At 67.0% G+C, this 23,195-nt stretch carries 16 protein-coding genes; 9 read left to right on the top strand and 7 right to left on the bottom strand.

Annotated features, from left to right (window positions below):
• On the top strand, positions 1–704 hold a 704-nt coding region (locus OJJ21_RS19135; protein WP_297688840.1), incomplete at its 5' end, for a GntR family transcriptional regulator.
• Between the two features lie 6 nt (positions 705–710).
• Here the strand turns inward: OJJ21_RS19135 and OJJ21_RS19130 are convergent.
• Complete coding sequence (locus OJJ21_RS19130; protein WP_297688838.1) at positions 711–3,875, bottom strand: AsmA-like C-terminal domain-containing protein; 3,165 nt, start codon at positions 3,873–3,875, stop codon at positions 711–713.
• Between the two features lie 174 nt (positions 3,876–4,049).
• Between OJJ21_RS19130 and OJJ21_RS19125 the strand changes: the two genes are divergently transcribed.
• The 4 genes from OJJ21_RS19125 to OJJ21_RS19110 all read left to right on the top strand — a co-directional run bounded on the left by OJJ21_RS19125 (position 4,050) and on the right by OJJ21_RS19110 (position 9,921).
• Positions 4,050–7,277: a bifunctional [glutamine synthetase] adenylyltransferase/[glutamine synthetase]-adenylyl-L-tyrosine phosphorylase gene (locus tag OJJ21_RS19125; RefSeq protein WP_297688836.1), complete on the top strand. Its 3,228-nt coding sequence runs from the start codon at positions 4,050–4,052 to the stop codon at positions 7,275–7,277.
• Positions 7,261–7,797: a peroxiredoxin gene (locus OJJ21_RS19120; RefSeq protein WP_297688833.1), complete on the top strand. Its 537-nt coding sequence runs from the start codon at positions 7,261–7,263 to the stop codon at positions 7,795–7,797. Before OJJ21_RS19125 ends, OJJ21_RS19120 begins: the two co-directional genes overlap by 17 nt.
• A 221-nt stretch (positions 7,798–8,018) precedes the next feature.
• A complete protein-coding gene (locus OJJ21_RS19115; RefSeq protein ID WP_297688831.1) occupies positions 8,019–9,452 on the top strand; it encodes a peptidoglycan DD-metalloendopeptidase family protein in 1,434 nt (477 codons plus the stop codon).
• The gene (locus OJJ21_RS19110) at positions 9,409–9,921 is read left to right on the top strand and encodes a polymer-forming cytoskeletal protein (RefSeq protein ID WP_297688828.1); all 513 of its coding nucleotides are present in this window, start codon (positions 9,409–9,411) and stop codon (positions 9,919–9,921) included. Before OJJ21_RS19115 ends, OJJ21_RS19110 begins: the two co-directional genes overlap by 44 nt.
• A gap of 405 nt (positions 9,922–10,326) precedes the next feature.
• On the opposite strand, the gene prfB is transcribed toward OJJ21_RS19110, so the two are convergent.
• The 3 genes from prfB to OJJ21_RS19095 form a co-directional block, all read right to left on the bottom strand.
• A protein-coding gene (gene prfB, locus OJJ21_RS19105) for a peptide chain release factor 2 (protein ID WP_297688826.1) occupies positions 10,327–11,440 on the bottom strand; the annotation gives its coding sequence in 2 pieces (ribosomal slippage) (positions 10,327–11,373 and positions 11,375–11,440; 1,113 coding nt in all).
• A 170-nt stretch (positions 11,441–11,610) separates the two neighbouring features.
• On the bottom strand, positions 11,611–12,363 hold the full coding sequence (locus tag OJJ21_RS19100) for a DsbA family protein (RefSeq protein WP_297688825.1): 753 nt from the start codon (positions 12,361–12,363) through the stop codon (positions 11,611–11,613).
• Positions 12,364–12,452: 89 nt separating this feature from the next.
• Positions 12,453–13,838, bottom strand: a complete 1,386-nt coding sequence (locus tag OJJ21_RS19095) for a M48 family metalloprotease (protein ID WP_297688823.1) — start codon at positions 13,836–13,838, stop codon at positions 12,453–12,455.
• 244 nt (positions 13,839–14,082) lie between these two features.
• Here OJJ21_RS19095 and OJJ21_RS19090 point away from each other — a divergent pair, with 244 nt between their 5' ends.
• Both OJJ21_RS19090 and OJJ21_RS19085 read left to right on the top strand, forming a co-directional pair.
• On the top strand, positions 14,083–15,486 hold the full coding sequence (locus OJJ21_RS19090) for a gamma-glutamyltransferase (RefSeq protein WP_297688821.1): 1,404 nt from the start codon (positions 14,083–14,085) through the stop codon (positions 15,484–15,486).
• A 13-nt stretch (positions 15,487–15,499) separates the two neighbouring features.
• Entirely contained in the window at positions 15,500–16,648 is a 1,149-nt protein-coding gene (locus tag OJJ21_RS19085) for an aminotransferase class I/II-fold pyridoxal phosphate-dependent enzyme (protein WP_366093358.1), read from the top strand.
• A 110-nt stretch (positions 16,649–16,758) separates the two neighbouring features.
• On the opposite strand, the gene OJJ21_RS19080 is transcribed toward OJJ21_RS19085, so the two are convergent.
• The 3 genes from OJJ21_RS19080 to OJJ21_RS19070 are packed head-to-tail and all read right to left on the bottom strand — an operon-like array spanning position 16,759 to position 20,764.
• Entirely contained in the window at positions 16,759–17,217 is a 459-nt protein-coding gene (locus tag OJJ21_RS19080) for a YiiD C-terminal domain-containing protein (protein WP_297688818.1), read from the bottom strand.
• Between the two features lie 14 nt (positions 17,218–17,231).
• On the bottom strand, positions 17,232–17,699 hold the full coding sequence (locus tag OJJ21_RS19075) for a GNAT family N-acetyltransferase (RefSeq protein WP_297688816.1): 468 nt from the start codon (positions 17,697–17,699) through the stop codon (positions 17,232–17,234).
• An 8-nt stretch (positions 17,700–17,707) separates the two neighbouring features.
• Positions 17,708–20,764: an Rne/Rng family ribonuclease gene (locus tag OJJ21_RS19070; RefSeq protein WP_297688813.1), complete on the bottom strand. Its 3,057-nt coding sequence runs from the start codon at positions 20,762–20,764 to the stop codon at positions 17,708–17,710.
• Between the two features lie 582 nt (positions 20,765–21,346).
• Here OJJ21_RS19070 and OJJ21_RS19065 point away from each other — a divergent pair.
• Positions 21,347–22,501: an N-acetylmuramoyl-L-alanine amidase gene (locus OJJ21_RS19065; protein WP_297688811.1), complete on the top strand. Its 1,155-nt coding sequence runs from the start codon at positions 21,347–21,349 to the stop codon at positions 22,499–22,501.
• 118 nt (positions 22,502–22,619) lie between these two features.
• On the top strand, positions 22,620–23,195 hold a 576-nt coding region (locus OJJ21_RS19060; protein ID WP_297688809.1), incomplete at its 3' end, for a transglycosylase domain-containing protein.

Genomic DNA, 23,195 nt, shown 5'->3' with positions numbered 1-23,195 from the left:
ACCGCGCGTCCAGTGACCGGATCCTGGCCGTGCGCCGTGCGGTGGCGCCGGTGGCGCGCGATACCGTGCAGGACCGCGTCTATGCCGAACTGGGCGATGCGCTGATCTGCGGCCGGCTGCAACCGGGCCAGCTGCTGACCATCCGCGACCTTGCCGCCGCTTTCGATACCAGTGTGATGCCGGTGCGCGAGGCCTTGCGCCGGTTGATCGCCGAAAAGGCGCTGGAAGGCCTGCCGCAGCGTTCCGTGCGGGTGCCGCCGATGACGCCGGAGCGGCTGGCCGATCTGCGCCGCACGCGGCTGCTGGTGGAAGGCCATGCCGCCGAACTGGCCGCCGCCCATGTGACGCCAGCGCTGCTGGCCGAACTGGCCGCCGCCGACGCCGCCTATACCGCCGCCGCCGAGGCCGGCGATGCCGACCGCGAACTGCTGTGCAACCAGCGTTTCCATTTCACGCTGTACGAGGCCTGCGGCTCGCCCAGCCTGCTGGCGATCATCCGGTCGCTGTGGCTGCAATCCGGACCCTATATCCGCACCGCCGTGGAGCGGCATTCCGACCGCCACAAGCCGAGCCAGCGCGGCACGCGCGGCAGCTTCCACAGCCGCATCGTCGCCGCGCTGCGCAAGCGCGACATCGCCGCCGTGCGCAAGGCGCTGGAGGCCGACCTGAGCTGGGCCTTCGACCTGCTCGACAGCCGGGGCTGAGCCGACTTACTGCTGCCCCGAGGTGGTCTCGCCGCCGGTGGGCGGCAGCACGGGCGGCGCTCCGCCGGTGGATGGCGTCGAGACTTCCGGCGCCTGGAAGATGCGGCGCAGGAAGCCCGGCGCAATCGCCGACAGCGGATTGACGGTGAACTGCGGATCGTCCTTGGCGCCGGAGACGGCGAAATTGACGCCGATAATGCCATCGCCCACCAGCAGGTTGCCGATCAGCGGAATCTTGCCGAGCATGGTGTTGAGCACGAAGGCCGGCACCGCCGTGCCGCTGACGCTCACCGTATCGGCCTTCTGGTTGATATGGCCCTCGAAGGTGATGCCGAGCTGCGGGCCGCTGAGCCGCGAGGGCTGCAGCGTGAGGACGCCGTCCTTCTGGCTGAACGGCACCTCGCCATTCTCGAACATGATGCCCTCGCCCGACAGCAGCGCGGCCAGGCCGGTGAAGGATCCGATGCCGAGCAGTCGCGCCAGGAAGGGCGCCCGCACCGCGCGTACAGTCTTCAGCACCATCCTGCCGGCCAGCGGCTGGCTCGCCTGCGTGTCGTCGTAGCGGGCATTCACCGTCATGGTGCCGCCCTGCATGTCGGTGACGCCGAGGAAATGCAGCACCGCGCCGGCATTGTCGGACAGCAGCTTCAGGTCGCGGCCGTTCAGTCCCGGCGCGATCTCCAGCGTGAGGCCGCCGGTGGTGGAAAAACCGCCGGTCAGGCTGACCTTTTCCAGCCGCGTCGGTTCGCGCCGCACGCTCAGCGCCATGTTGCGCAACTCCACCACGTCGTCGAGCTGCGCCTCGTCGAACCGCAGGTCGAGCGCCAGGCGCGGCTTCTTCGTGCCCGGCGGCGTATCGTCCTCGAAGATCGTCGCGACGAAGGGGCGCAGGTCGTAGCGATGCCCGGTCAGCGCGACCTGCGCATCGCCATTGGCGGCAAAACTGATCCGTCCCTGGGCATCGCTCCGGCCCGCTTTCAGCGCGGCGATATCGGCCGTCCAGCTGTTGTCGGCGTTCAGCACGGCCCGTGCCCTGCCCGATAATGCTTCGCTGGCGATTTCGATCAGGTCGAACTGCACCGGCTGGCCGGTCTTGGTGCGGATCTGGGTGCGGCCGGTGGCGGCCATGCCCGCCGGTTTCAGCAGATGCGCATCGGCGACGGCAATCGTCGCATCCCTGAGATCGAACTCGCCGCCGATCGCGGTTTCGCCGCCGCGGCGCTCCTCGATCTCCATATTGGCCTCGGCCGGACCGTCGATCCAGGGTGCCAGCGGATAGCCCAGCGCCTTGCGCTGTGCCTCGTCGATACGGCCCTTCAGCGTGTAGCGCGCGGTGACCGGCGCCTTGGCACTGAATTCCTCGCGCCAGCCGATCTGCAGCGGCACGCCGTTCAGCGCCGCCCGGCCGCTGGCTTCCAGTCCCTTTGTGTCCACCTTCAGCTTCATCTGGCCTTCGCTCAGCGCGTAGCGGCCGAGCAGGCCGCCCATGGTGAGATCGGTCAGATCGGCCTCGGCATTGACCGCGATATCGTCGACCCTGAGATTGACCAGCAGCGGGAAACGCAGGCGGAATTTCACCTCGCCCTGACCGCCGACGCTGGCCGGCTTGATGCCGAGCTTGGACGGGAAACCGAGCGGCTTCTGGTCGATCAGACCGAGGATGTCGGCACTGCTGCCGCGCGCCACGTTGCTGATCTCGGCGAACTGGTCGCGGTCCTGCAGACCGGTGATCTTCACATTGCCCGGCCCGCTGGCGATATTGCCGACGCGACCGCTTTCCAGATTGAGCGTGAAGACATCGGCATCCAGGCTGGCAATGCCCTTGCCGTCGGTCATCCTGCTCATCGGCGCGAGGTAATCGAGCGTCAGTCCCTCGAAGGCGAAATCCAGCTTGATCGCATCGCTGGGCAGGCGTTTGCTGCCGTCGACCATCTCGGGCGTCAGTTTCGCGGCAAACCGCCCGGCGCCGACCTTGCCCTGGCTCAGATGGCCGGTCACCCAGTCGCGCGCATTCTTCGCCATCCCCGGCGGCCAGTACTGCCCCAGTGCATTGGTGGCCATATCGAAGAACTGGCCGTTGATATCGAGACCGTAGCGCTCGCCCTCCTGCCGCGTCAGCGTGCCGCCGAAGGAGGCGCGGAACCTGTCGGCAAAGGACAGGCTGGCTTCGTCGAGAAACAGGATGCCCTTGCTGCCATCGGCATAGCCGCGGAAACGCGCCTCCTGCAGGGCCAGCGGCTGCGGCAGCAGGTCGGGCGCATTGATCTGCCCCTCGCCGGCGCGCAGGTCGAAATTGAGACCGAGCTGGGTGCCGGTATCGCTGACCGTCAGCGTCAGGCTGCCGGCCAGCGGCGCGGCGATATAGTCCAGCGGCGCCAGTTCGGGCACCACATCGGCGAAATCGGACGGCTCGACATTGGAAAAATTCAGGGTGACGCGGGCGGTGCGCTCGGCCACGGTGTAATCCGCGTCAACATTGAGATCGACGCGGCGGCCGCGCCAGTCGAGCGCGCCGTTGGCGGAGGCGAAGACATGGCCCTCGCCACGATGAAACCCGATCTGCGCCTGCGGCACGACCCAGCGCTGGTTCAGCTTCCAGTCCTCGATCACCAGGCGGTCGGCCAGGATCGAGACAGTCTGCAGCTGGCCGAGCGGATCGTCGTGCGATGGCGGCCTGGAAAGCAGGTCGAAGATCGCGCCGAACATCGCCTGCACCGCCTGGTCGTCGGCATGCATCTCGGCCGGCACGACGGGCGTATCCCCGGTCGCCGCACCGTCGGCCGGCGCCGTTTCCGGCAGGCCAAGCTGGAAACGGCCCTGTGCATCGCGCACCAGCCGGGCCTCGACGCCGCTGGCCAGCACATAGCGCGGCGCGATCACGCCGCGCAGCAGCGACGGCCCGCTCAGTCCCATATCGATCGAGGGCACCCGCAGCACCACGCGCTCGGCGTCGACACGGTATTGCGCATCGACCAGGCGCAGGCGCAGGCTCTGGTCGCGCTCCGACCAGGCCAGCACCACATCCGCCACCTCGACCCGGAAGCCGAATTCGGGCAGCGCCAGCGCCTCGCTGACATAGGGCGAGAGGAAACCGAGCGAAATCGGTCCCTGGGCCACGCGCCAGGCGAATGCGCCGAGCAGAACCGCAATGGTGACAACGACGGCAGACACCGTCCGCACCACGAATCGACTCCACCGCAATACCACGTCGCGCCCTCGCCTTTTCCGTCCTGTAGCGACCCGAAGGCCAAAGCGCGGGCGGTTGCCGTACCGATCCCTTTGGCGCTGTTGCTTGACCCTGCCGCAAGTTTAACCGAACTTCAGCGCCACTACGAGAGAAACGCCATGCCTGCCAATGCATTGAAGGCAAAATCCGCCAAAAGAAAGGCAGCTGCCGACGGCCGTCACAAAGCCGCCGGTAAATCCGCCGTGAAGCCCGGCCTGAAGGCTGACACGTCGAAGGGCAAGGCAGCCAAGGCGAAGGGCAAGACGGCGGCGGCACCCCCGGCGAAACGACCGGCGCGGCCGGCGGTTCACACCGCCCCTGTCGTGCTGCCGAAACCCTTCGATCCGGCGGCGGCCGAACGCGGCTTTGCCGCCTGGCGCGAGCATCTGGCCGCTCTGCCGGATCGCGCCCTGGCCAAAACGCTGGTCGCCCGGACGGCCAAGGGTGACGGCAAGGCCCTGCTGGCAGGGCTGTTCGGCAACAGCCCGTTCCTGACCGATCTCTGCCTGCACGAACCGGCGGTTGTCGCCATGCTGCTCGACGCCGGCAGCGCGGGCGGGCCCGACAAGGCGCTGGCCGCCGCGCTGGCGCGCCTGAAAGCCGCCGCGCGCAAGGCGAAGCTGCCGGACGATCTGGCGCTGCCGCTGCGCATCGCCAAGCGGCAGGTGGCGCTCAGCATCGCGGTGGCAGATATCACCGGCCGGTGGCCGCTGGAAAAGATCACCGGGAGTTTAAGCGATTTCGCGGCGCTGAGCGTCGAGCTGGCGTTTGCCGCGCTGCTGCGCGAGGCCGGCGACAGCGGCGACCTCGTGGTGCAGGACAGGAAAAATCCGTGCAGGGGTTCCGGATTCTTTGCATTGGGCATGGGCAAGCTGGGCGCGCGCGAGCTGAACTATTCCAGCGATATCGACCTGATCGTGCTGTTCGATCCCGAGGTGGCGCGCTACACCGGCCGGCGCTCGATGCTGGAATGCTTCATCCGCCTGACCCAGCAGATGGTGCGCCTGCTGCACGACCGCACCGAAGACGGCTATGTGTTCCGCACCGACCTGCGGTTGCGGCCCGATCCCGGCTCCTTCCCCGTGGCGGTCTCCACCCTCGAGGCCGAGGGCTATTACGAAAGCTTCGGCCAGAACTGGGAACGCGCGGCGATGATCAAGGCGCGGCCGGTCGCCGGCGACCTGGAGGCCGGCGCGCGCTTCCTCAAACATCTGACGCCGTATATCTGGCGCAAGAATCTCGACTTCGCCGCCATCGAGGATATCCATTCGATCAAGCGGCAGATTCATGCGCATCGCGGCCATGGCGAGATCGCGGTGGCCGGCCACAATATCAAGGTCGGACGCGGCGGCATCCGCGAGATCGAATTCTTCGCGCAGACGCAGCAGCTGATCGCCGGCGGCCGCGATACGCGGCTGCGCGCGCCGGCCACCTGCGATGCCCTGCGCGCGCTGGTCGCCACCGAGCGGCTGAGCCAGGCGGTGTGCGACGAACTGATCGCCGACTACCGCTACCTGCGCACCGTCGAGCATCGCCTGCAGATGATCGACGACGAGCAGACCCACACCCTGCCCGGCGACAGGCACGGCCTCGCGCGGCTGGCCTGCTTCCTCGGCGCGCCCGATGCGAAGGCGATGAGCCGGCAGATGCTGGCCACGCTGGGCCGGGTGAAGACCTATTACGACAACCTGTTCGCCGAATCCGCGCCGCTCGGCACCGAGGCCGGCAGCCTGGTCTTCACCGGCACCGATGACGATCCCGCCACGCTCGACACCCTGCGCGACATGGGCTTCAGCGATCCGCCGGCGATCGCGGCGATGATCCGCGGCTGGCATTTCGGCCGCTATCGCGCCATGCGCTCGGAACGCGCGCGCGAAAAACTCACCGCCATCATGCCGCAGCTGCTGGAGGCGTTCTCCAACACCGGCAGCGCCGATGTCGCCTTCCGCCGCTTCGACTATTTCCTCTCCAGCCTGCCGGCCGGCGTGCAGCTGTTCGCGCTGCTGCAGGCCAATCCCGATGTGCTGGACACGCTGGCCGAGGTGCTGGCGGCGGCGCCGCAGCTGGCCGATGCGCTGGCGCAGAATGCCGCGCTGTTCGACAGCCTGATCGAATATGCCGCGCATCCCGCGGTTTTCGAGCGCCCGGCACTGGCATCCAGCCTGCAGCGCCAGATGCAGGCGGCGCGCGATTTCCAGGATGTGCTGGACTGGGCGCGGCGCTGGACCACCGAACTGAAACTGCAGGTCGGCATCGGGCTGCTGCGCGGCAAACTGGACGGCCGCGCCTCCGGCGAGGCGCTGAGCCATGTCGCCGATGTCGTTCTGCAGGACCTGCTGCGCCGGGTGAGTGCCGAATTCGTCGCCCAGCATGGCCGCATCGCGAAATCGAGCATCGCGCTGCTCGGCCTCGGCCGGCTCGGCAGCCAGGAACTGACGCTGGAATCCGATCTCGACCTGGTGCTGGTGTTCGACTGCCCGGACACGGCAGGACAATCCGATGGCGCGCGACCGCTGACGCCGGGGCTGTATTTCGCGCGGCTGTGCCAGCGACTGATCGCCGCGATCACGGCGATGACCGGCGAAGGCAAGCTGTATGAGATCGACATGCGGCTGCGGCCCAGCGGCGGCGCCGGGCCGATCGCCATCAAGCTGGATGCCTATGCCGATTACCAGCGCAAGGAAGCCTGGACCTGGGAGCATATGGCGCTGACGCGGGCGCGCATCGTCTGCGGGGTCGATGATTCGAAGGAAGAGACCGCATTGATCCGCAGGATCGAGGCGCTGCGCCACGACATCCTGACCATGACGCGCGACCCGAAAAAGCTGCTGGCCGATGTGGCGACCATGCGGCGACGCATGGCGGCACATAAGAAGGTCGACAACCCCTGGGACCTGAAACAGGTGCGCGGCGGCCTGGTCGATGTGGAATTCATCGTGCAGTATCTGCTGCTGCGCCATGGCGCGCAGACGCCCGCGATCCTGCAGCAGCAGCCGCTGGCGGCGCTGGAGGCGCTGCGCGATGCCAGACTGCTGGAGGCGGCGCAGGCGAAAACCCTGATCGCGGCCGGCAGCCTGTATGCCACCCTGCTGGCGACCACGCGGCTGGCCGGGCGCGATGAAGCCGGCGATCCGGACCGCTGGCCGCCGGCGCTGGCGCGCCGCCTGCCCGGCCTGGTCGGCGACAGGGACATGACGGCACTGACCAGGCGGCTGCAGAAGACCCAGGCCGAGGTGCAGGCGCTGTTCGCCGCTCTGGTCGACACCCCGGCCGAGCCCTATCTTGCGCTCGCCGACTCCCTCAAGACCGACAGCACGACAGGACCGACCGATGGCCAAGATGACTGAAGCGAAGACGAAGACCGCCGCCAAAGCCGCCAAGCCGAAGCCCGCGACAGCGGCAGGCGGGCTGCAAGCGGGAGATCGGGCGCCGGCCTTCAGTCTGCCGACCGATGGCGGCGGCAGGATTTCGCTGGCCGAGCTGAAGGGCAAGCCGGTGGTGCTGTATTTCTACCCCAAGGACGACACATCCGGTTGCACCAGGGAAGCCATCGCCTTCACCGCCGCCAAGGCGAAGTTCGACAAGCTGGGCGCCGTGGTGATCGGGGTGTCGCGCGACAGCGTCGCCAGCCACGACAAGTTCAAAACCAAGCACAAGCTGAAGCTGGCGCTGGGGGCCGACGAGTCGGGCAAGGTGACCGAGTCGTACGGGGTCTGGGTCGAGAAAAGCCTCTACGGGCGGACCTACATGGGCATCGAACGGGCCACCTTCCTGATCGACCGTGTGGGCAAAATCGCCGCCATCTGGCGCAAGGTCAAAGTCGATGGCCATGCGGAAGCTGTTCTGAAGGCTGCCCAGACGGTTTAGAATCAAGCGCTTGCAGCCTTTATCCACACTCTGTGGATAACTCGTCGGACATGAGTTAAGTCTGTGTTCGCGCGCGTTTTTTTGGAAAACGTAACAGATTCTTTCTTGCATTAACCAAACCAAATAAGCCCTAATCGAGCGGCCTGCTGCGAGGGGTTAAAAAAGCGTAGGCGTTTTACGGAAAAGTCCGGGTAGTTCTCGAAACATAATCGGGGGGTTGAGTGACGCGACGCGCGAGACGGCAATGGCGGGAGTTGCGCGAGCGCCTGTTCCCAGAGCGGCAGATCATCTTCCGCAGCCGCGGCGATGTCCGTTATGTCGCCCTCTCCAGCCGTGCCCAGATCGCCATGGCGACCGGCATCGTCGCCTTCGCCGGCTGGATCGGCTACGCCTCCGTCAACGTCTTCTATCGCGATACCATGCTGGATGCGCGCGACCGCCGCATCACCGAACTGAGCTACGCCTACGAGCGGCTCGCCGCCGATTACGAAAAGAACCAGGAGAATTTCGTCGTCGCCTCGCGCGACCTCGAGGAGCGCTATCGCCGGTTGTATGACATGGCGATGAAGCAGCGCACCCCCGCCCTGCCCTCGGATACCGCCGAAGCCGGCAAGGCCGCCGGTCCGGCCGCGAAAACGCCTGAGCCGAAGGTGGCCAAGCCGCCGGCCGGCGAAAGCCGCACCGCCGTGGCCGATGCCGGCAAGGCCACCGATACGACAAAGGCAGACGGCAAAGCCGGCGAGATCAAGGTGGCCAGTGCGGCGCCGCGCGATGCCGCCCTCCGCGATGCGGAGGATCCGGCCTCGATCGAGGACCTGGAAGGCATGCTGCGCGAGTCCAAGGCCAGGCCGCCGGTGCCGGCGGTGAAGCCGCGCGACATCGAAACCCGCATCCTGGGCGTGCGCGGCCAGCAGCGCGATCTGATCGACGAACTGGGCGCGCGCACCGAGAAGAGCGTGGCGCTGCTGGAAAAGGCGCTCGGCCGCACCGGACTGGATATCGGCGCCATGCTGTCGCGCGCCGCCGAGGCGCGCGCCGATGTCGGTGTCGGCGGCCCGCTGCGCGCACTGGGCGAAGCACCGCATGCCGTCAATGGCCCGCATGCTGTCAATGGCGTTGCGCTGGCTTCGGCCGATCCGAATGCGGATCGCGAGATGAACAACCTGGAAGGCAAGTTCGGCCGCTGGGGCGATCTGCTCGCGCTGGCGCAGCGCCTGCCGCTCGACCTGCCGATGGGCGGCGAGGCGGAAGTGTCGTCCACCTACGGCCGGCGCACCGATCCCTTCACCAAGCAGCCGGCCTTCCATGCCGGTATCGATTTCATCGGCCCGACGCGCGCCCCGGTGCGCGCCACCGCGCCCGGCGTGATTGTGTTCGCCGGCCGCAAGGGCCCGTATGGCCGCGCGGTCGAAATCGACCATGGCCTGGGCGTGAAAACGCGCTATGCTCACCTCAGCGCGATTGCGGTGCAGGCGGGCGAAACCGTCGCCTTCGGGCGGCAGCTCGGCACCATGGGTTCGACCGGTCGCAGCACCGGTCAGCATCTGCATTACGAAATCCTGCTCGACGACGAGCAGATCGATCCCGGCAAATTCATTGAGGCTGGCTATCATGTTTTCAAACAGCAAGAAAACCAATCCGCCGGCCGCCGCTAAGCAGGCGCCGCCGTCGATCCTGAGCGCGGGCCTGACGGTCAACGGCGATCTCAACTCCGATGGCGAGGTGCAGATCGACTGCCTGGTCAACGGCGACGTCACCGCGGCACGGCTGGCGATCGGCGAGAATGCCAAGGTGGTCGGCGAAGTGGTGGCCGAGCATGTGCTGGTGCGCGGCGAGGTGATCGGCCGCATCCGCGCCAAGTCGGTCGAACTCGACAAGACCGCCAAGGTGCGCGGCGATATCTGGCACGAGCTGCTGTCGATTGCCGCCGGCGCCAAGATCGAAGGTCTGTGCAAGTTCGCCGAAAACCCGCGTGAGAATGGCGCCAAGCTGAGCGTGGTGGCCAACAGCGAGACCGCCGAGACCGTGGCCGAGAAACCGGCCAAGACGATCAAGGCCGGCAACCAGAATGCCGGCGCCGCCGATATCGGCAGCCTGCCCGGCCTGGCCCGCGCCACGAGCTGAGTTTACAGTAGCAGTCCTAGCAGACGGCAAAAACGGCGGCGCGAGTCAGCGTCGCCGTTTTTGTTTGTTCGCAGTTTCATTTATGCGCAGCGACGAAACGGGACCCCGGCTCTCCGCTACCGCTCCGGCCGGGGTGACGATGTGGTGACTTGGTTTGACTGATGCTTTCGGAATAAGCGCGTTACTCAAAGACCGTCACCCTCGGCCTTGTGCCGAGGGTCCATCCACCGCTTCTGTCGGGCCATAACCAGGCCGAAAGGGAAATGGATCCTCGGGACAAGCCCGAGGATGACTATTTTCTGTTGTCTCTCTTTAGTCGTCGTTCCCGCGAAAGCGGGAACCCAGTTGATCGGGCGGCCTGGATACCCGCCTGCGCGGGCATGACGATATGTGAATGTGCGGTGCCTACGCCGTGTCGCCGGCGCCGACCTTGGAGGCGAGCTGGGCCGCCATGAAGGCGTCGAGGTCGCCGTCCAGCACGCCCTGGGTGTCGCTGGTCTCCAACTCGGTGCGCAGGTCCTTCACCATCTGATACGGGTGCAGCACGTAGGAGCGGATCTGGTGGCCCCAGCCGATATCGCTTTTCGAGTCGAACACCGCCTGCTTCTCCGCCTCGCGCTTCTGCAATTCGCGTTCGTACAGCCGCGCCTTCAACATCTTCATCGCCTCGTCGCGGTTGCGATGCTGGCTCTTGTTGATCTGGCAGGCGACGACGATACCCGACGGCAAATGGGTCATGCGCACGGCAGAGTCGGTCTTGTTGACATGCTGGCCGCCGGCGCCGGACGCACGATAGGTGTCGATGCGCAGGTCCTTGTCCAGCACCTCGATCTCGATGGTGTCGTCGACCACCGGATAGACGCCGACGGAAGAAAAGCTGGTATGGCGGCGGGCATTTGAATCGTAGGGCGAGATGCGCACCAGGCGATGCACGCCGCTCTCGTTCTTCAGCCAGCCATAGGCATTCGGGCCGATCACCTTGATGGTCGCCGATTTGATGCCGGCCTCTTCGCCTTCGCTCTCTTCCTGGTATTCGACTTTGTAGCCGTGCTTCTCGGCCCAGCGCACATACATGCGCAGCAGCATCGAGGCCCAGTCCTGGCTCTCGGTGCCGCCGGCGCCGGCATGCACTTCGAGGAAGCTGTCGTTCATGTCGGCTTCGCCCGACAGCAGGCTTTCCAGCCGCGCCTGCGCGACTTCCTTAGCAAGGCCCATGATGACGGCCTCGGCCTCATCGACCACGGCCTGGTCGCCCTCGGCCTCGCCGAGTTCGATCAGGTCGAGATTGTCCTGCAGGGCGGATTCGAGCCGGCGCTGGGTGGAGACCGCGCGCTCCAGCCTGGTGCGCTCGCGCATCAGCGCCTGTGCCTCGGCCGGCTTGTTCCAGAGCGAGGGGTCTTCCGACCGCGCGTTCAGTTCTTCGAGTTTCTTGACCGCGTTGTCCCAGTCAAAGAGACCTCCTCAGCAGCCCGAGCGACTGCTGGATCTCATCGGCCATCGCCCTGATTTCGGCGCGCATGGTAATTCCTTGATTACGGATGGTTTGTTGCGGGCGGACCATACGGAAACCGGCCCGGTTCGTCAAATACGGCGACTTTCCCGATAGAAACGGGACCCCGGCTCAAAAGGCCGGGGTGCCGGAACTACACTGAAAATTCGTCACCCCGGGCTTGACCCGGGGTCCCGTTTTCAGCCCCGCGTCTGCTTGACGATCTGGCGCAGGGCGTCGAGCGAAACGGCGCCGGGGATCAGTTCGTCGCCGACCACGAAGCCCGGCGTGCCCTGGATGCCGAGCGTGTCGGCCAGCGCCAGATTGGCGCGCAGCACCTGCTCCACCTTCGGGCTCGCCATGTCGGCCTTCAGCTTCTTGAGGTCGAGTCCGGCCTCGGTCGCCATGCGCATCACTTCCGCCTCGGTGATCTGGCCGCGATAGGCCATCATCGCATTGTGGAAGCCGAGATACTTGCTGCCCTTGTCCTGTTCCAGCGCGGCCACGGCGGCGCGCGAGGCCATCACGCTTTCCGGCCCGAGCACCGGCAGTTCCTTGAGCACCAGCCGCACCTTGCTGTCTTCCTTGAGCAGGGTCAGCAGGCTGGGCTGCACCTGCTTGCAGTAGCCGCAGCGGTAATCGAAAAACTCGACGATGGTGACATCGCCTTTCGGATTGCCGGCCACAAAGGACACGCCGTCATCGACCAGCGCCTTGCGATTGGCGACGATCGCAGCTTTCGCGGCCTTGCCGGCCTCGGCCTGCTGCCTGGCCTCGAGCGCGTTCATCGCCTCGACCAGGATTTCCGGATTGCTGATCAGCACTTCGCGGACCAGCTGGTGCAGGGCGGCCTTCTGGTCGGGCGTGAACGGCTGCGCGGTCTGCGCCCAGGCGGCCGGCGCGAAGCCAGACAGCGCGGCAAGGAGAACGAACGGACGGGCGAAACGGAGCATCGGAAAACCCTTTGAAAAACCAGCCCGGACTATGCCCGGCGCCGCTGCCCGGGCCAAGCCACAAGCCTGTGAGAATGGCGGGAAAAGCCTCAGTCGGCGGTGCGCGGACCGATATGGAAACCCGAATTCAGGCGGCTGCCGCGCCGGCGTTCCTCGCGCTGGCCATCCTTGGCAGCGGCGATGATATCCTGGGCGCGCAGCCAGCCCGGCGCGCCCTCCTTCATCATCCGGCTGGCCCGTTCGGCCTGGCCGAGCGCATCGCGGTAACTGCCGGACGCGAGGAAGCGTTCGGCCGAGGCCAGCGAGGCCATGCCGATATCGCCGCTGCGACCATAGGCGACGGCGAGCTGCTGCCAGGCCGCGCCGTTATCGGGCTCGCGCAGCGTCACCTGCTTGAGGATATCGATCGCCTCGGGCAGCCGGCCGGTGTCGTCCAGCGCGACGAGGCGCTGGCCCAGTCCGTAGGCCAGCAGCGGCTCGTTCGGCGCCAGGCGATGCGCCTCCTGCATCGGCGGCAGCGACTCCGCCACCTTGCCCTGATTGAGCAGGATGTCGGCTTTCAGCTCGCGGAAATACGGGTCGTTCGGATAGAGCTGGATCAGCGCATCCGTCTCGGCCAGCGCGCGCTGGAAATCCAGCGCGCGGAAATAGGCGAAGGCGCGGGCATAGCGGCCATAGAGCGAGGTGTCGGTTTCGGGATATTTGCGCAAGGTGGCCGGCAGGCCATCGAGATAGCCGATCAGCTTGGCCTGCATGCGCCGGAAACGCTCGATATTCTCCGGACTGTCTTTGGCATTGCGGGCAGGCGAGCGCGACAGTCGCGATTCCAGCGCGGCAACGCGTTCCGGCGTCATCGGATGGGTGCGCGCATAGGGGTCCTGGCGCTCGTACAGCAGGGCATCCTGCTGGCCGATGATGCGCAGGAACTCGACGAGGCCCGAGGCCGACTGGTTGGTCTGTTCCAGGAAGCTGGCGCCCGCCTGGTCGGCGGCCGATTCCTGGGCGCGGCTGAAGGCGAGCAGGTTGCGCTCGGCCATCTGCTGGCCGCCCAGCACGGCCGCCGCCCCGCCCCCGCCCGAGCCGGCGACGGCGGCGGCGGCGCCGAACAGCATCGCCAGGATCATGGCAGTGGAGGCGTTATCCAGCGCATCGTACAGGCGGGCCAGATGGCCGCCGGAGATATGGCCGATTTCGTGGGCCAGCACGCCGATCACCTGGGCCGGCCGGTCGGCGCGGATCAGCAGGCCGGTATTGATGAAAATGCGCTGGCCACCGGCCACGAAAGCGTTCAGCACGCGGTCATTGACCAGGTGGACCGAGATGGCGTCGCTGGACAATCCGGCCGCCCCGAAGAGTGGCGCGGCATAGGCGCGGATGGTATTTTCGATCTCGGCGTCGCGCACAAGAGAAATGGCGTTGCGGCGCTGGGCCTCGGCCGCGGTCGGCAGAATCGCGCTGGCGGCCGTCAGCAGCATACACCCGGCAGCAGTCACACGTCGCAACACGGTGAGACGTCGGAGCAACGAACGACGGATGAGAGAACGGCGCATGGCGAAGTATTGTCCCAACAAAGCGGGCGACCTCCTGCAGTATCGATTAGGTAAGCATGGTCACGGCCTCCGTCAATGCGCCCTGCTCGCTCTGGTAGCGTTAATCACGGCTTCCTGCGGCAAAAGCAGCTGGTTCGATTCGCCCCAGAACGCCGGCTCGGTGAATTATATGGCGGGTTTCCGCGGCGGCGTGGCGGCCGATGAGCCGCGTGCGGCCATGGTGGCGCGCGACATCCTGGCCAATGGCGGCAGCGCCGCCGATGCGGTGGCGGCAGCGGCGCTGGCCTATGCGGTGACCTATCCCAACGGTGCCGGCCTGGGCAGCGGCGGTGTCTGCGTCGCCAGCGATGCCGCGCTCAAGAAGGCCGAGACCATCGAATTTCCCGCCGTGGCCGCCAGGGCCGGCGGCCCGGTGGCGATGCCGGCGCTGGTGCGCGGCCTCGGCCTGCTGCAGAGCAAATACGGCCGCCTGCGCTGGGAGGCCGTGGTGGCGCCGGCCGAGCAGCTGGCACGCTTCGGCGATGGCGCCAGCCGGGCCTTCGTGCAGGCCGCGGTGGAGACCCAGCCCCCGGTCACCGACAGCCCCGGCCTGCGCCCGGTTTTTGGCACCCGCACCGGCATGGTGCCGCAGGAAGGCGAGCGCCGCAGCCAGCCGGCACTGGCCGCCACGCTGGCGCGGCTGCGCCTGACCGGCCCGAGCGAATTCTATCAGGGCCAGCTGGCGCGCCAGGTGGCGGCCGATATCGCAGCCGCCGGCGGCAAGATCACGCTGGAAGACCTCGGCGCCTATGCGGTCGCGGTGACCAAACCGATCGAAGTGCCGTTCGAGAATTCGACCACCATCTATGCCGCCAATACGCCGGCCGGCGGCGCCGTCGCCGCCTGGCTGCTGGAACAGACCTATGACGGCGGCAGCTTTTTGCGCAGCTCGAATCTGTTCGGCGGCAGCAATGCCGTGCGCAGCGACACGTTCGCCGCCAGCCTGGGCCAGGCCTATCGCAGCGATCCCGCCACCCTGCCGATGAACAGCTTCGGTTCCAGCAGCATCGCGGCGATGGACAGCCGCGGCGGCACCGTGGCCTGCGCCTTCAGCATGGGGCTGGCTTACGGATCGCGCCTGGTCGGCCGCGAGACCGGCATCCTGTTCGCGGCGCCGCCCGGACTGGGGGGCGACGAGACGCCGTATCTGACCGCGATGATCGGCACCATGCCGCGCATCAACCAGGCAGTGCTGGCCGCAGCCGGCAGCGGCGGCGCGCCGGCCGCGGCGGCCACCGCCTACAGCGTGCTGCAGGCGGCGCTGGGCAAGGTCAAGCAGGACCCGACCCTGCCCGCCCTGGCGCAGCCGCGCCTGTTCCAGGCCAATCCGCAAGCGCCGCTGCTGGTGGAACCCGGCGCCGATCCGGCGATCTACAAGGAGATGCAGCAGCGCGGCGTGACGGTGAACGAGATCGGCCGGCTCGGCCGCGTCAATCTCGCCTATTGCGCCGAGGGCGCGCCGCGCGACCTGACGACCTGCAGCTTCGCCACCGACCGGCGCGGCTACGGCCTCGCCTTCGGCCGCCACTACTGACGGCAGCATTGCCATGAAACCGGTGCCGTCAAAACGCGGGGCGATCGACCCCTTCTTCGTCATGGAAGTGATGAAGGCCGCAGCAGCGCGCGAAGCCGCTGGCGGCGATGTGATTCACATGGAAGTGGGCCAGCCCTCGACGCCGGCGCCGCGCAAGGCGATCGAGGCCGCCGCGGCCGCCATGCAGCGCGATCCGCTCGGCTATACGCTGGCGCTCGGGATTCCCGAGCTGCGTGCGGCGATCAGCCGGCATTACCGCAGCTATTACGGCCTCGATGTGCCGATGGAGCGCATCGTCGTCACCACCGGTTCCTCGGCGGGATTCCAGCTGGCGTTTCTCTCGGCCTTCGATGCCGGCGACACGGTGGCGCTGGGCGAGCCGGCCTATCCGGCCTATCGCAACATCCTGAAGGCGCTGGACCTGCAGCCGGCGATGATCGTCACCGAGCCGGAGACGCGCTTCCAGCCGACGCCGCAACTGATCAACGCACAGGCGCCGCAGGCAAAAGGCGTGCTGGTGGCCAGTCCGGCCAATCCGACCGGCACCATGCTGGGCGAGGCCGAGATGAAGGCGCTGGTCGACGACTGCCAGGCCAAAGGCCGCTGGCTGATCGTCGACGAGATCTATCACGGCATCACCTATAACGGCCGCGCGCAGTCGGTGCTGGCGCTGACCGACCAGGCCATCGTGATCAACAGTTTCAGCAAATACTTCTCGATGACCGGCTGGCGGCTCGGCTGGATGGTGGTGCCGGAAAGCCTGCTGCGTCCGATCGAATGCCTGACGCAGAATTTCTACATCTCGGCGCCCGGCATCAGCCAGGTGGCCGGGGTGGCGGCGCTCGATGCTTACGACGAGCTGGAGGCGAATGTCGCGCGCTATGCGAAGAACCGAGAGATCCTGCTGAACGAATTGCCGCAGGCGGGATTCGACCGCCTGGCACCGGCCGATGGCGCCTTCTACCTCTATGCCGATATCAGCCGCTTCACCAACGACGCGAATGAGTTCTGCAAAAGGATGCTGGCCGAGACCGGGATTGCCGCCACGCCGGGCTTCGATTTCGACCGCGGCCGCGGCCATTACTTCATGCGCTATTCCTTCGCCGGCAGCACCGAGCGCATGATCGAGGCGGCAAAGCGGCTGAAGGACTGGGTGAAGTGACGGCGCTATAAAAGCCGTCACCCTCGGCCTTGTGCCGAGGGTCCATCCCAACCATCCACGCATCGGCACGCGCAGATGGATCCTCGGGACAAGCCCGAGGATGACGTATTCTAGCTATCCAGCCGGAACGCCACGAACTCGCCCTCGAAACGACCGCCGACGACATCGCCGCAGCGTACCAGCGACTGCGCCACGACCCGCGCACGCCCCTTGCGCTGAAGCATCCTGGTAAACAGCGGCCAGGCGGCCGGATCGGCCAGCGTTGCCGTGGCGGTGAAATCGCTTTCGATCGGCGCGTCGTAATCCATGCGATTGGACTGGATCACCAGACGGCTGCGCAGCCCTTCGGCATTCAGGCGCAGGTTGACCAGCGACCAGGCGGAGAGGATCGCCAGCGTCGAGACGCTGCCGCCGAAGGCCGTGCTGCGGTGATTGATGTTGGGCGCCAGCGGGGCCGCCAGCGTCACGGCCTCTGCCGACACCGACACGACCGAAACCTGCATCGCCGCCGAGAGCGGGATATGCGCGTGCAGATAGGTTTCGAGATCGCGCGCGGAGTCTATCGTCATCGCGGCCGGGCCGCTTACGCCGTTGCCGCCAGCGCCTTGGCCATATGCACCAGCTCGCGGCCCTCAAAGGTTTCCGAGCCGGTCTCGGCATAACCGAGATGGGCATAGAGCTTGCGGTTCTCGGTGAACAGCGCGTTGGTGTAGAGTCGCACTTCGCTGAAGCCGCGCTCCAGCGCCTGCGCTTCGGCAAAATCGAGCAGGCGGCGACCAAGGCCGGTGCCCTGCTGGGTCGGATCGACCGCGACGCTCCAGACCAGCAGATGATCGGCAGCGGTGCGCAACACCAGCGCGCCGGCCAGGCCGTCTTCCACGCCATCGACGACCCACACTTCGTAGCCGGCCAGCAGCATGGCCGGCGTCTCCGCCATCGGCTGCGGCTCGGCGCCGATCAGCGGCACGTATTTGACATAGGCACGCTTCTGCAGGGCGCCCAGCCGCGCCTCGTCCTTCGACGCGGCGCGGCGGATGGCCGGTTCGATCATCGGTGCGCTCAACGGCGCCACCAGCCCTTTTTCGGGGCTGGGGCGTCGGCCGGCTTGTCGGCGTTGCCATCGGGCCGGATCACGGTGGTTTCAAAGACCGGACCCGTGCTGACCGGCGCGGCCGGCGCCGGCTTTGCCGGGCTTTGCGCGGCAGGCGGCATGTCGGGCGCGGCGGACGGCGCCGTCGAAGTCTGATCGACCGGCGGCGGTGCCGAGAGCGCGGGAGCCTCGAACGGCGCTAGCGCCTCGGGCTCATGCTCGATCGCCTTGCTGGCCGGCGCGCGCTGCGGCACCGGTTCGTCATCGCCGAAATCGAAATCGGGCACGCCATCGAGCATCGCGCCGATGGCGGCCGGCGTCATCGCGCTGCCGGCGTCATAGCTGTCATCGCGACGCGGGCGATCCTCGCGCGGCGCCCGCTCGGCACGCGGCTGGCGTTCGCCAGTCCGTTCGCCGCCCTCGCCGCCTTCTTCGCGACCGCGCCGACGGCGACCGCCACGGCGACCACGGCGGCGGCGGCGGCCTTCGCCATCCAGACCTTCACCCTGGTTCTCGCCCTGGGCCTCGCCATCGCGCGGCTCGGCCGACTGTTCGCCGGCCTCGTCATCGCCGGACTCGTCGGCGGCATCGTCGCCGGCCGGGCCGGCTTCGCCATCAGCTTCAGTCTCGCCTGCGGCGGCTCCGGCGCTGACGCCCTCTTCACGACCATCCTCGCGGCCTTCACGGTCGCGACCGCCACGACGGCGACGGCGACGGCGGCGGCGACGGGCATCGCCCTCGGCACCCTCTTCACCGGCGGTGCCGCCGGCTTCGGCCGCGGTTTCGGTCTCGCTGTCGGCGTCTTCCGCGTCGCCCTCATCGGCGTCGCTGGCATAGGCGCTTTCCTGGGTGATCGGACGCATCGGATCGAGCTTGACCGGCGCCTCGGGACGATTCACTTCGCCCGGCTGGCGCGTCTTGCTGCGCTCGATGCGGAAGTCCGGCGGCACCAGGCTCGGATCGGCGGCCAGGATCACGCGCATCACATAGCGGCGTTCCATGTCGCCGATACGGTCGCGCTTGTGGTTGAGCAGATAGAGCGCCACTTCCGCCGACATCGCGACGGTGATCTCGGCAGACCGGTCGCGGATGCCCTCTTCCTCGATGGCACGCAGCACGGTGAGCGCGGTCGATTCAATCGAGCGGACATAGCCACGGCCCTGGCAATGCGGGCAGGGCATGGTCGAGCTTTCCAGCAGGCTGGGACGCAGGCGCTGACGCGACATTTCCAGCAGGCCGAAGCCGGAGATGCGGCCGACCTGGATGCGTGCGCGATCGTTGCGCAGGCATTCCTTCAGTTTCTGCTCCACCTTGCGGATGTTGCGGTTCTCTTCCATGTCGATGAAATCGATCACGACGAGGCCGGCAAGATCGCGCAGGCGCAGCTGGCGGGCGACTTCCTCGGCCGCCTCCAGATTGGTCTTGTAGGCGGTTTCCTCGATATTGTGTTCGCGGGTCGACTTGCCCGAGTTCACGTCGATGGAGACCAGCGCTTCGGTCGGGTTGATGACGATGTAACCGCCCGAGCGCAGCTGCACGGTGGGCGAGAACATGGCATCGAGCTGCTGTTCGACCTGGTAACGGGTGAACAGCGGAATCTTGTCCTGATACTGCTTCACGTTGTCGGCGTGATTGGGCATCAGCATCTGCATGAAATCATGCGCGAAGCGATAGCCTTCCTCGCCTTCGACGATCACTTCGTCGATCTGATCCGAATAGAGATCGCGGATCGAGCGCTTGATCAACCCGGCCTCTTCGTAGATCAGGGCCGGGGCGGAGGATTCCAGCGTGCGTTCGCGGATGCTGTCCCAGCTGCGCAGCAGATATTCGAAGTCGCGCTTGATCTCCGGCTTGGAGCGTTCCATGCCGGCGGTGCGCACGATCACGCCCATGCCGTCCTGGATATCCAGCTCCGCCGTGATCGCCTTGAGACGCTTGCGGTCGGCCTGCGACTGGATCTTGCGCGAGATGCCGCCGCCGCGCGCGGTGTTGGGCATCAGCACGCAATAGCGGCCGGCCAGCGACAGATAGGTGGTGAGGGCCGCGCCCTTGTTGCCGCGCTCTTCCTTGACGACCTGCACCAGCATGATCTGCCGGCGCTTGATGACTTCCTGGATCTTGTAGCGGCGGAACACGTTGGTGCGGCGGCGGCGCGCGCGACCTTCGTCGCTCTCGTCGCTCTTGCCGTTTTCCTCGCCCTTGCCGTCTTCGGCATGGCCTTCATCGCCATGATGATCGTCGGCATGGTGCTCATCGCCATGAGACTCGTCATGTGCGTCCGAGGCGTGGTCGTCGTGATGTTCGTCGTCGGCGGGCGCGCTCACGGTCGGTACGGGAGCGGCGGCATGCGGCACGTTCCAGTAAGCCGGCTGGCCGGAGGTTTCGACGGCTTCCCCGGCCGGGGTTTCCGCCGCAGCGGCTTCAGCCACCGGTGCGTCCACCGCGCCTGTTTCAGCCGGCGGTGCTTCAGCCGGAGCTGCCGCGGTTTCTTCCTGTTCGGCCCGCAACGCAGCCGGTTCGGCCGCCGCAGCTTCCGCTACCGGCGCCTCGGAGGCAGGTGCATCCGAAACGGTCGGTTCCGTGGTGATCTCTTCGACCGTGTCGTAATCGCCATCGACGGTTTCGACACCGGCATCGCTGTCGGCGCGATCGCTCGCGGCAGCCTGCTCGGCGCGGCGGGCCGCGCGGGCTTCCTCGGCGGCCAGTTCGGCTTCCTCGGCTTCGGCGGCACGCGCCTCTTCCTCGGCCTGCTGTGCCAGCAGCGCCTGACGATCCGCGATCGGGATCTGGTAGTAATCCGGATGGATTTCGCTGAAGGCCAGGAAGCCATGGCGGTTGCCGCCATACTCCACGAAGGCCGCCTGCAACGAGGGCTCGACGCGCGTGACGCGCGCCAGATAGATGTTGCCCTTGTTTACCTGTTTGGTGGAGGTCTCGTAATCGAACTCTTCGAGCCGAGTACCCTTCACGACCACAACCCGGGTTTCCTCCGGATGGGTCGCATCAATCAACATACGCATGCCCATGAGGCATTATTCCTGCGGCGCGGCGCCGCCCGCGCGAATAACAAACGGCGGCGCGCCTTTGCTGTCGAAGCGGACTGCGGCCGGATCGGCCCGACGCAAAACCCTTTCAGGGTCGACGGCGGTAATGATCCTGGTGACCGGTGAGTGGGCGCTTCATCAGCGGTCCCCTTTCAAGACGGGATGCTGAGCGCGCCGCGGCGCCGGTCTGCCGAGCCTCCGTCCGAACCGAACCCAATATGGATTGGCCGAACCGGGTGCCCCGAAGGTTTCAACTGTCATCCGGTATGTCTTAAGCGCCACTGGGGGGCCGCTTCGCGCCAGGTCGCCTCCTTCGGGCTGAACTCTGGATGATTGCGGGCGGGCTCACCGTCGCTACGCCGACCCGCCGCCTCCGGGCCGCCCGTCTTGAAGAACATAAGTCCTTGAAGAACAAGCATTGGCTGGACGGTCGGGTCTGACTCGGATATTCGCAGTTGCATGCTACGCTTTGCCGGGCCATACCCACAAGGTCTTTCTTGTCGCGACGCGGCAATGGCGCGGGGGATTTCCATTAAGCCTCTGGTTTTAATATTGTTTTTAGTTGTGACCGTGCTGGGCGCGGCGCCCCCGGTGCAGGCCGAGCCGCTGCGCCTGACCGGGTTGCAGCTCGGGCTGAATGCCGGCCTGACCCGGCTGGTGGTGGAAGCCTCCGGCCCGCCCGCAGCCAGTCTGGCTGCCAGTGCCGACGGACTGGGCCTGCTTCTCAGCCTGCCGGCGATGCGCTGGGCCGCGCCGGCCCCCACCATCACCGCCGGCGGCCTGGTGGCGGCCCTCGGCCTGCCCGTTTCTGGGCCCGACGGCCAGCTCGGGATCGCCATCGACCTGATCGAACCGGCGGTGGTGGAACGCGCCTTCCATCTGGCCCCCCAGGGCGGGCGCGGCCATCGGCTGGTGATCGACCTGCGGCCGGCGGAGCCGAATGCCTTTGCCGCCGCCTTTGTGGCTCCGGTGCATCTGCCGCTCGACAGCGTGGTGGACATCGCCCCGCCGCCGGTGGGGACGCCGGGCGAACGGCGGCGCCTGATCGTGCTGGATGCCGGCCATGGCGGGCAGGATCCGGGCGCGATCAGCGCCTCGGGCCGCTATGAGAAAGACATCACGCTGAATGTGGCGAAAGCCGTGGCGCAGCGCCTGCGCGCCACCGGGCGCTACCGCGTGCTGATGACACGCGAGAGCGACCGCTTCATCCGCCTGCCGGAACGCGTGGCGCTGGCGCGTGCCAGGGAAGCCGACCTGTTCCTTTCGATCCATGCCGACAGCCTGAGCGGCGACCGTGCCACCCGCGGCGCCAGCGTCTATACCCGCGCCGAGGCCGCCAGCGATACCGAGGCCGAGGCGCTGGCGCTGCGCGAGAATCGCGCCGACCAGCTGGCCGACGGCATGCCGGTGAATGAGGTGGACGACGTGGTGTCGATCCTGCTCGACCTCGCCTCGCGCGATACGGCCCGATTATCCAGCCGCTTCGCCGGCCTGCTGACCGCGTCGATGGGCGAAACCACGCCGCTGCGGCGCAACGCCCTGCGCGCTGCCAATTTCCGCGTGCTGTCGGCGCCGGACGTGCCCTCGGCGCTGCTGGAGCTGGGCTACCTGTCGAATCCGGCCGACGAGGCCCTGCTGTTCTCGGAGGCCGGGCGCGACCGGCTGGCCGCCGCCGTGGTCGGCGCCATCGACCGGTTTTTCGGGGTGGATTCGCGCTAAGCCGCCGTTTTCGCTGCCGTATCGGCGCCATAATCTTGTGGCTATACAGGCTGGCCGTTCGGGGATACCTGTACGGCCAAAATGTGCCTGTAAATCTTCCCGGGGAAGCTGACCTCCCATGCGTCTGGTGTCGCGGTTTTTCTTTCTGCTGTTCCTCGCCGTCCTGGCGCTGATCGGTGCCGGCGTCGCCGGCCTGGCCGGCCTGTGGTATTACGGCCGCGACCTGCCGGACTATCAGCAGCTGGCCAATTACCAGCCGCCGGTGACGACGCGCGTGCATGCCGGCGACGGCAAACTGATCGCCGAATTCGCCCGCGAGCGCCGCCTGTTCGTGCCGATCGAGGCGATCCCCAAGCCGGTGATCCAGGCCTTCCTGTCGGCTGAAGACAAAAACTTCTATGAGCATAGCGGCATCGATCCGGTCGGCATCGCCCGCGCCGTGGTACAGAATATCGCGAATATCGCGCAGAGCCGCCGCCCGGTCGGCGCCTCCACCATCACGCAGCAGGTGGCGAAGAATTTCCTGCTCGGCAATGAAGTCTCGCTCGGCCGCAAGGCGAAGGAAGCCATCCTCGCCTTCCGCATCGAGAAGACCTTCAGCAAGGACAAGATTCTCGAACTGTATCTGAACGAGATCTATCTCGGCTCGGGCGCCTATGGCGTGGCCGCCGCGGCGCTGATCTATTTCGACAAG

Source organism: Ferrovibrio sp. (assembly GCF_025869515.1).
Classification (GTDB): domain Bacteria; phylum Pseudomonadota; class Alphaproteobacteria; order Ferrovibrionales; family Ferrovibrionaceae; genus Ferrovibrio.
This window is presented reverse-complemented; position numbering and strand designations above follow the sequence as displayed.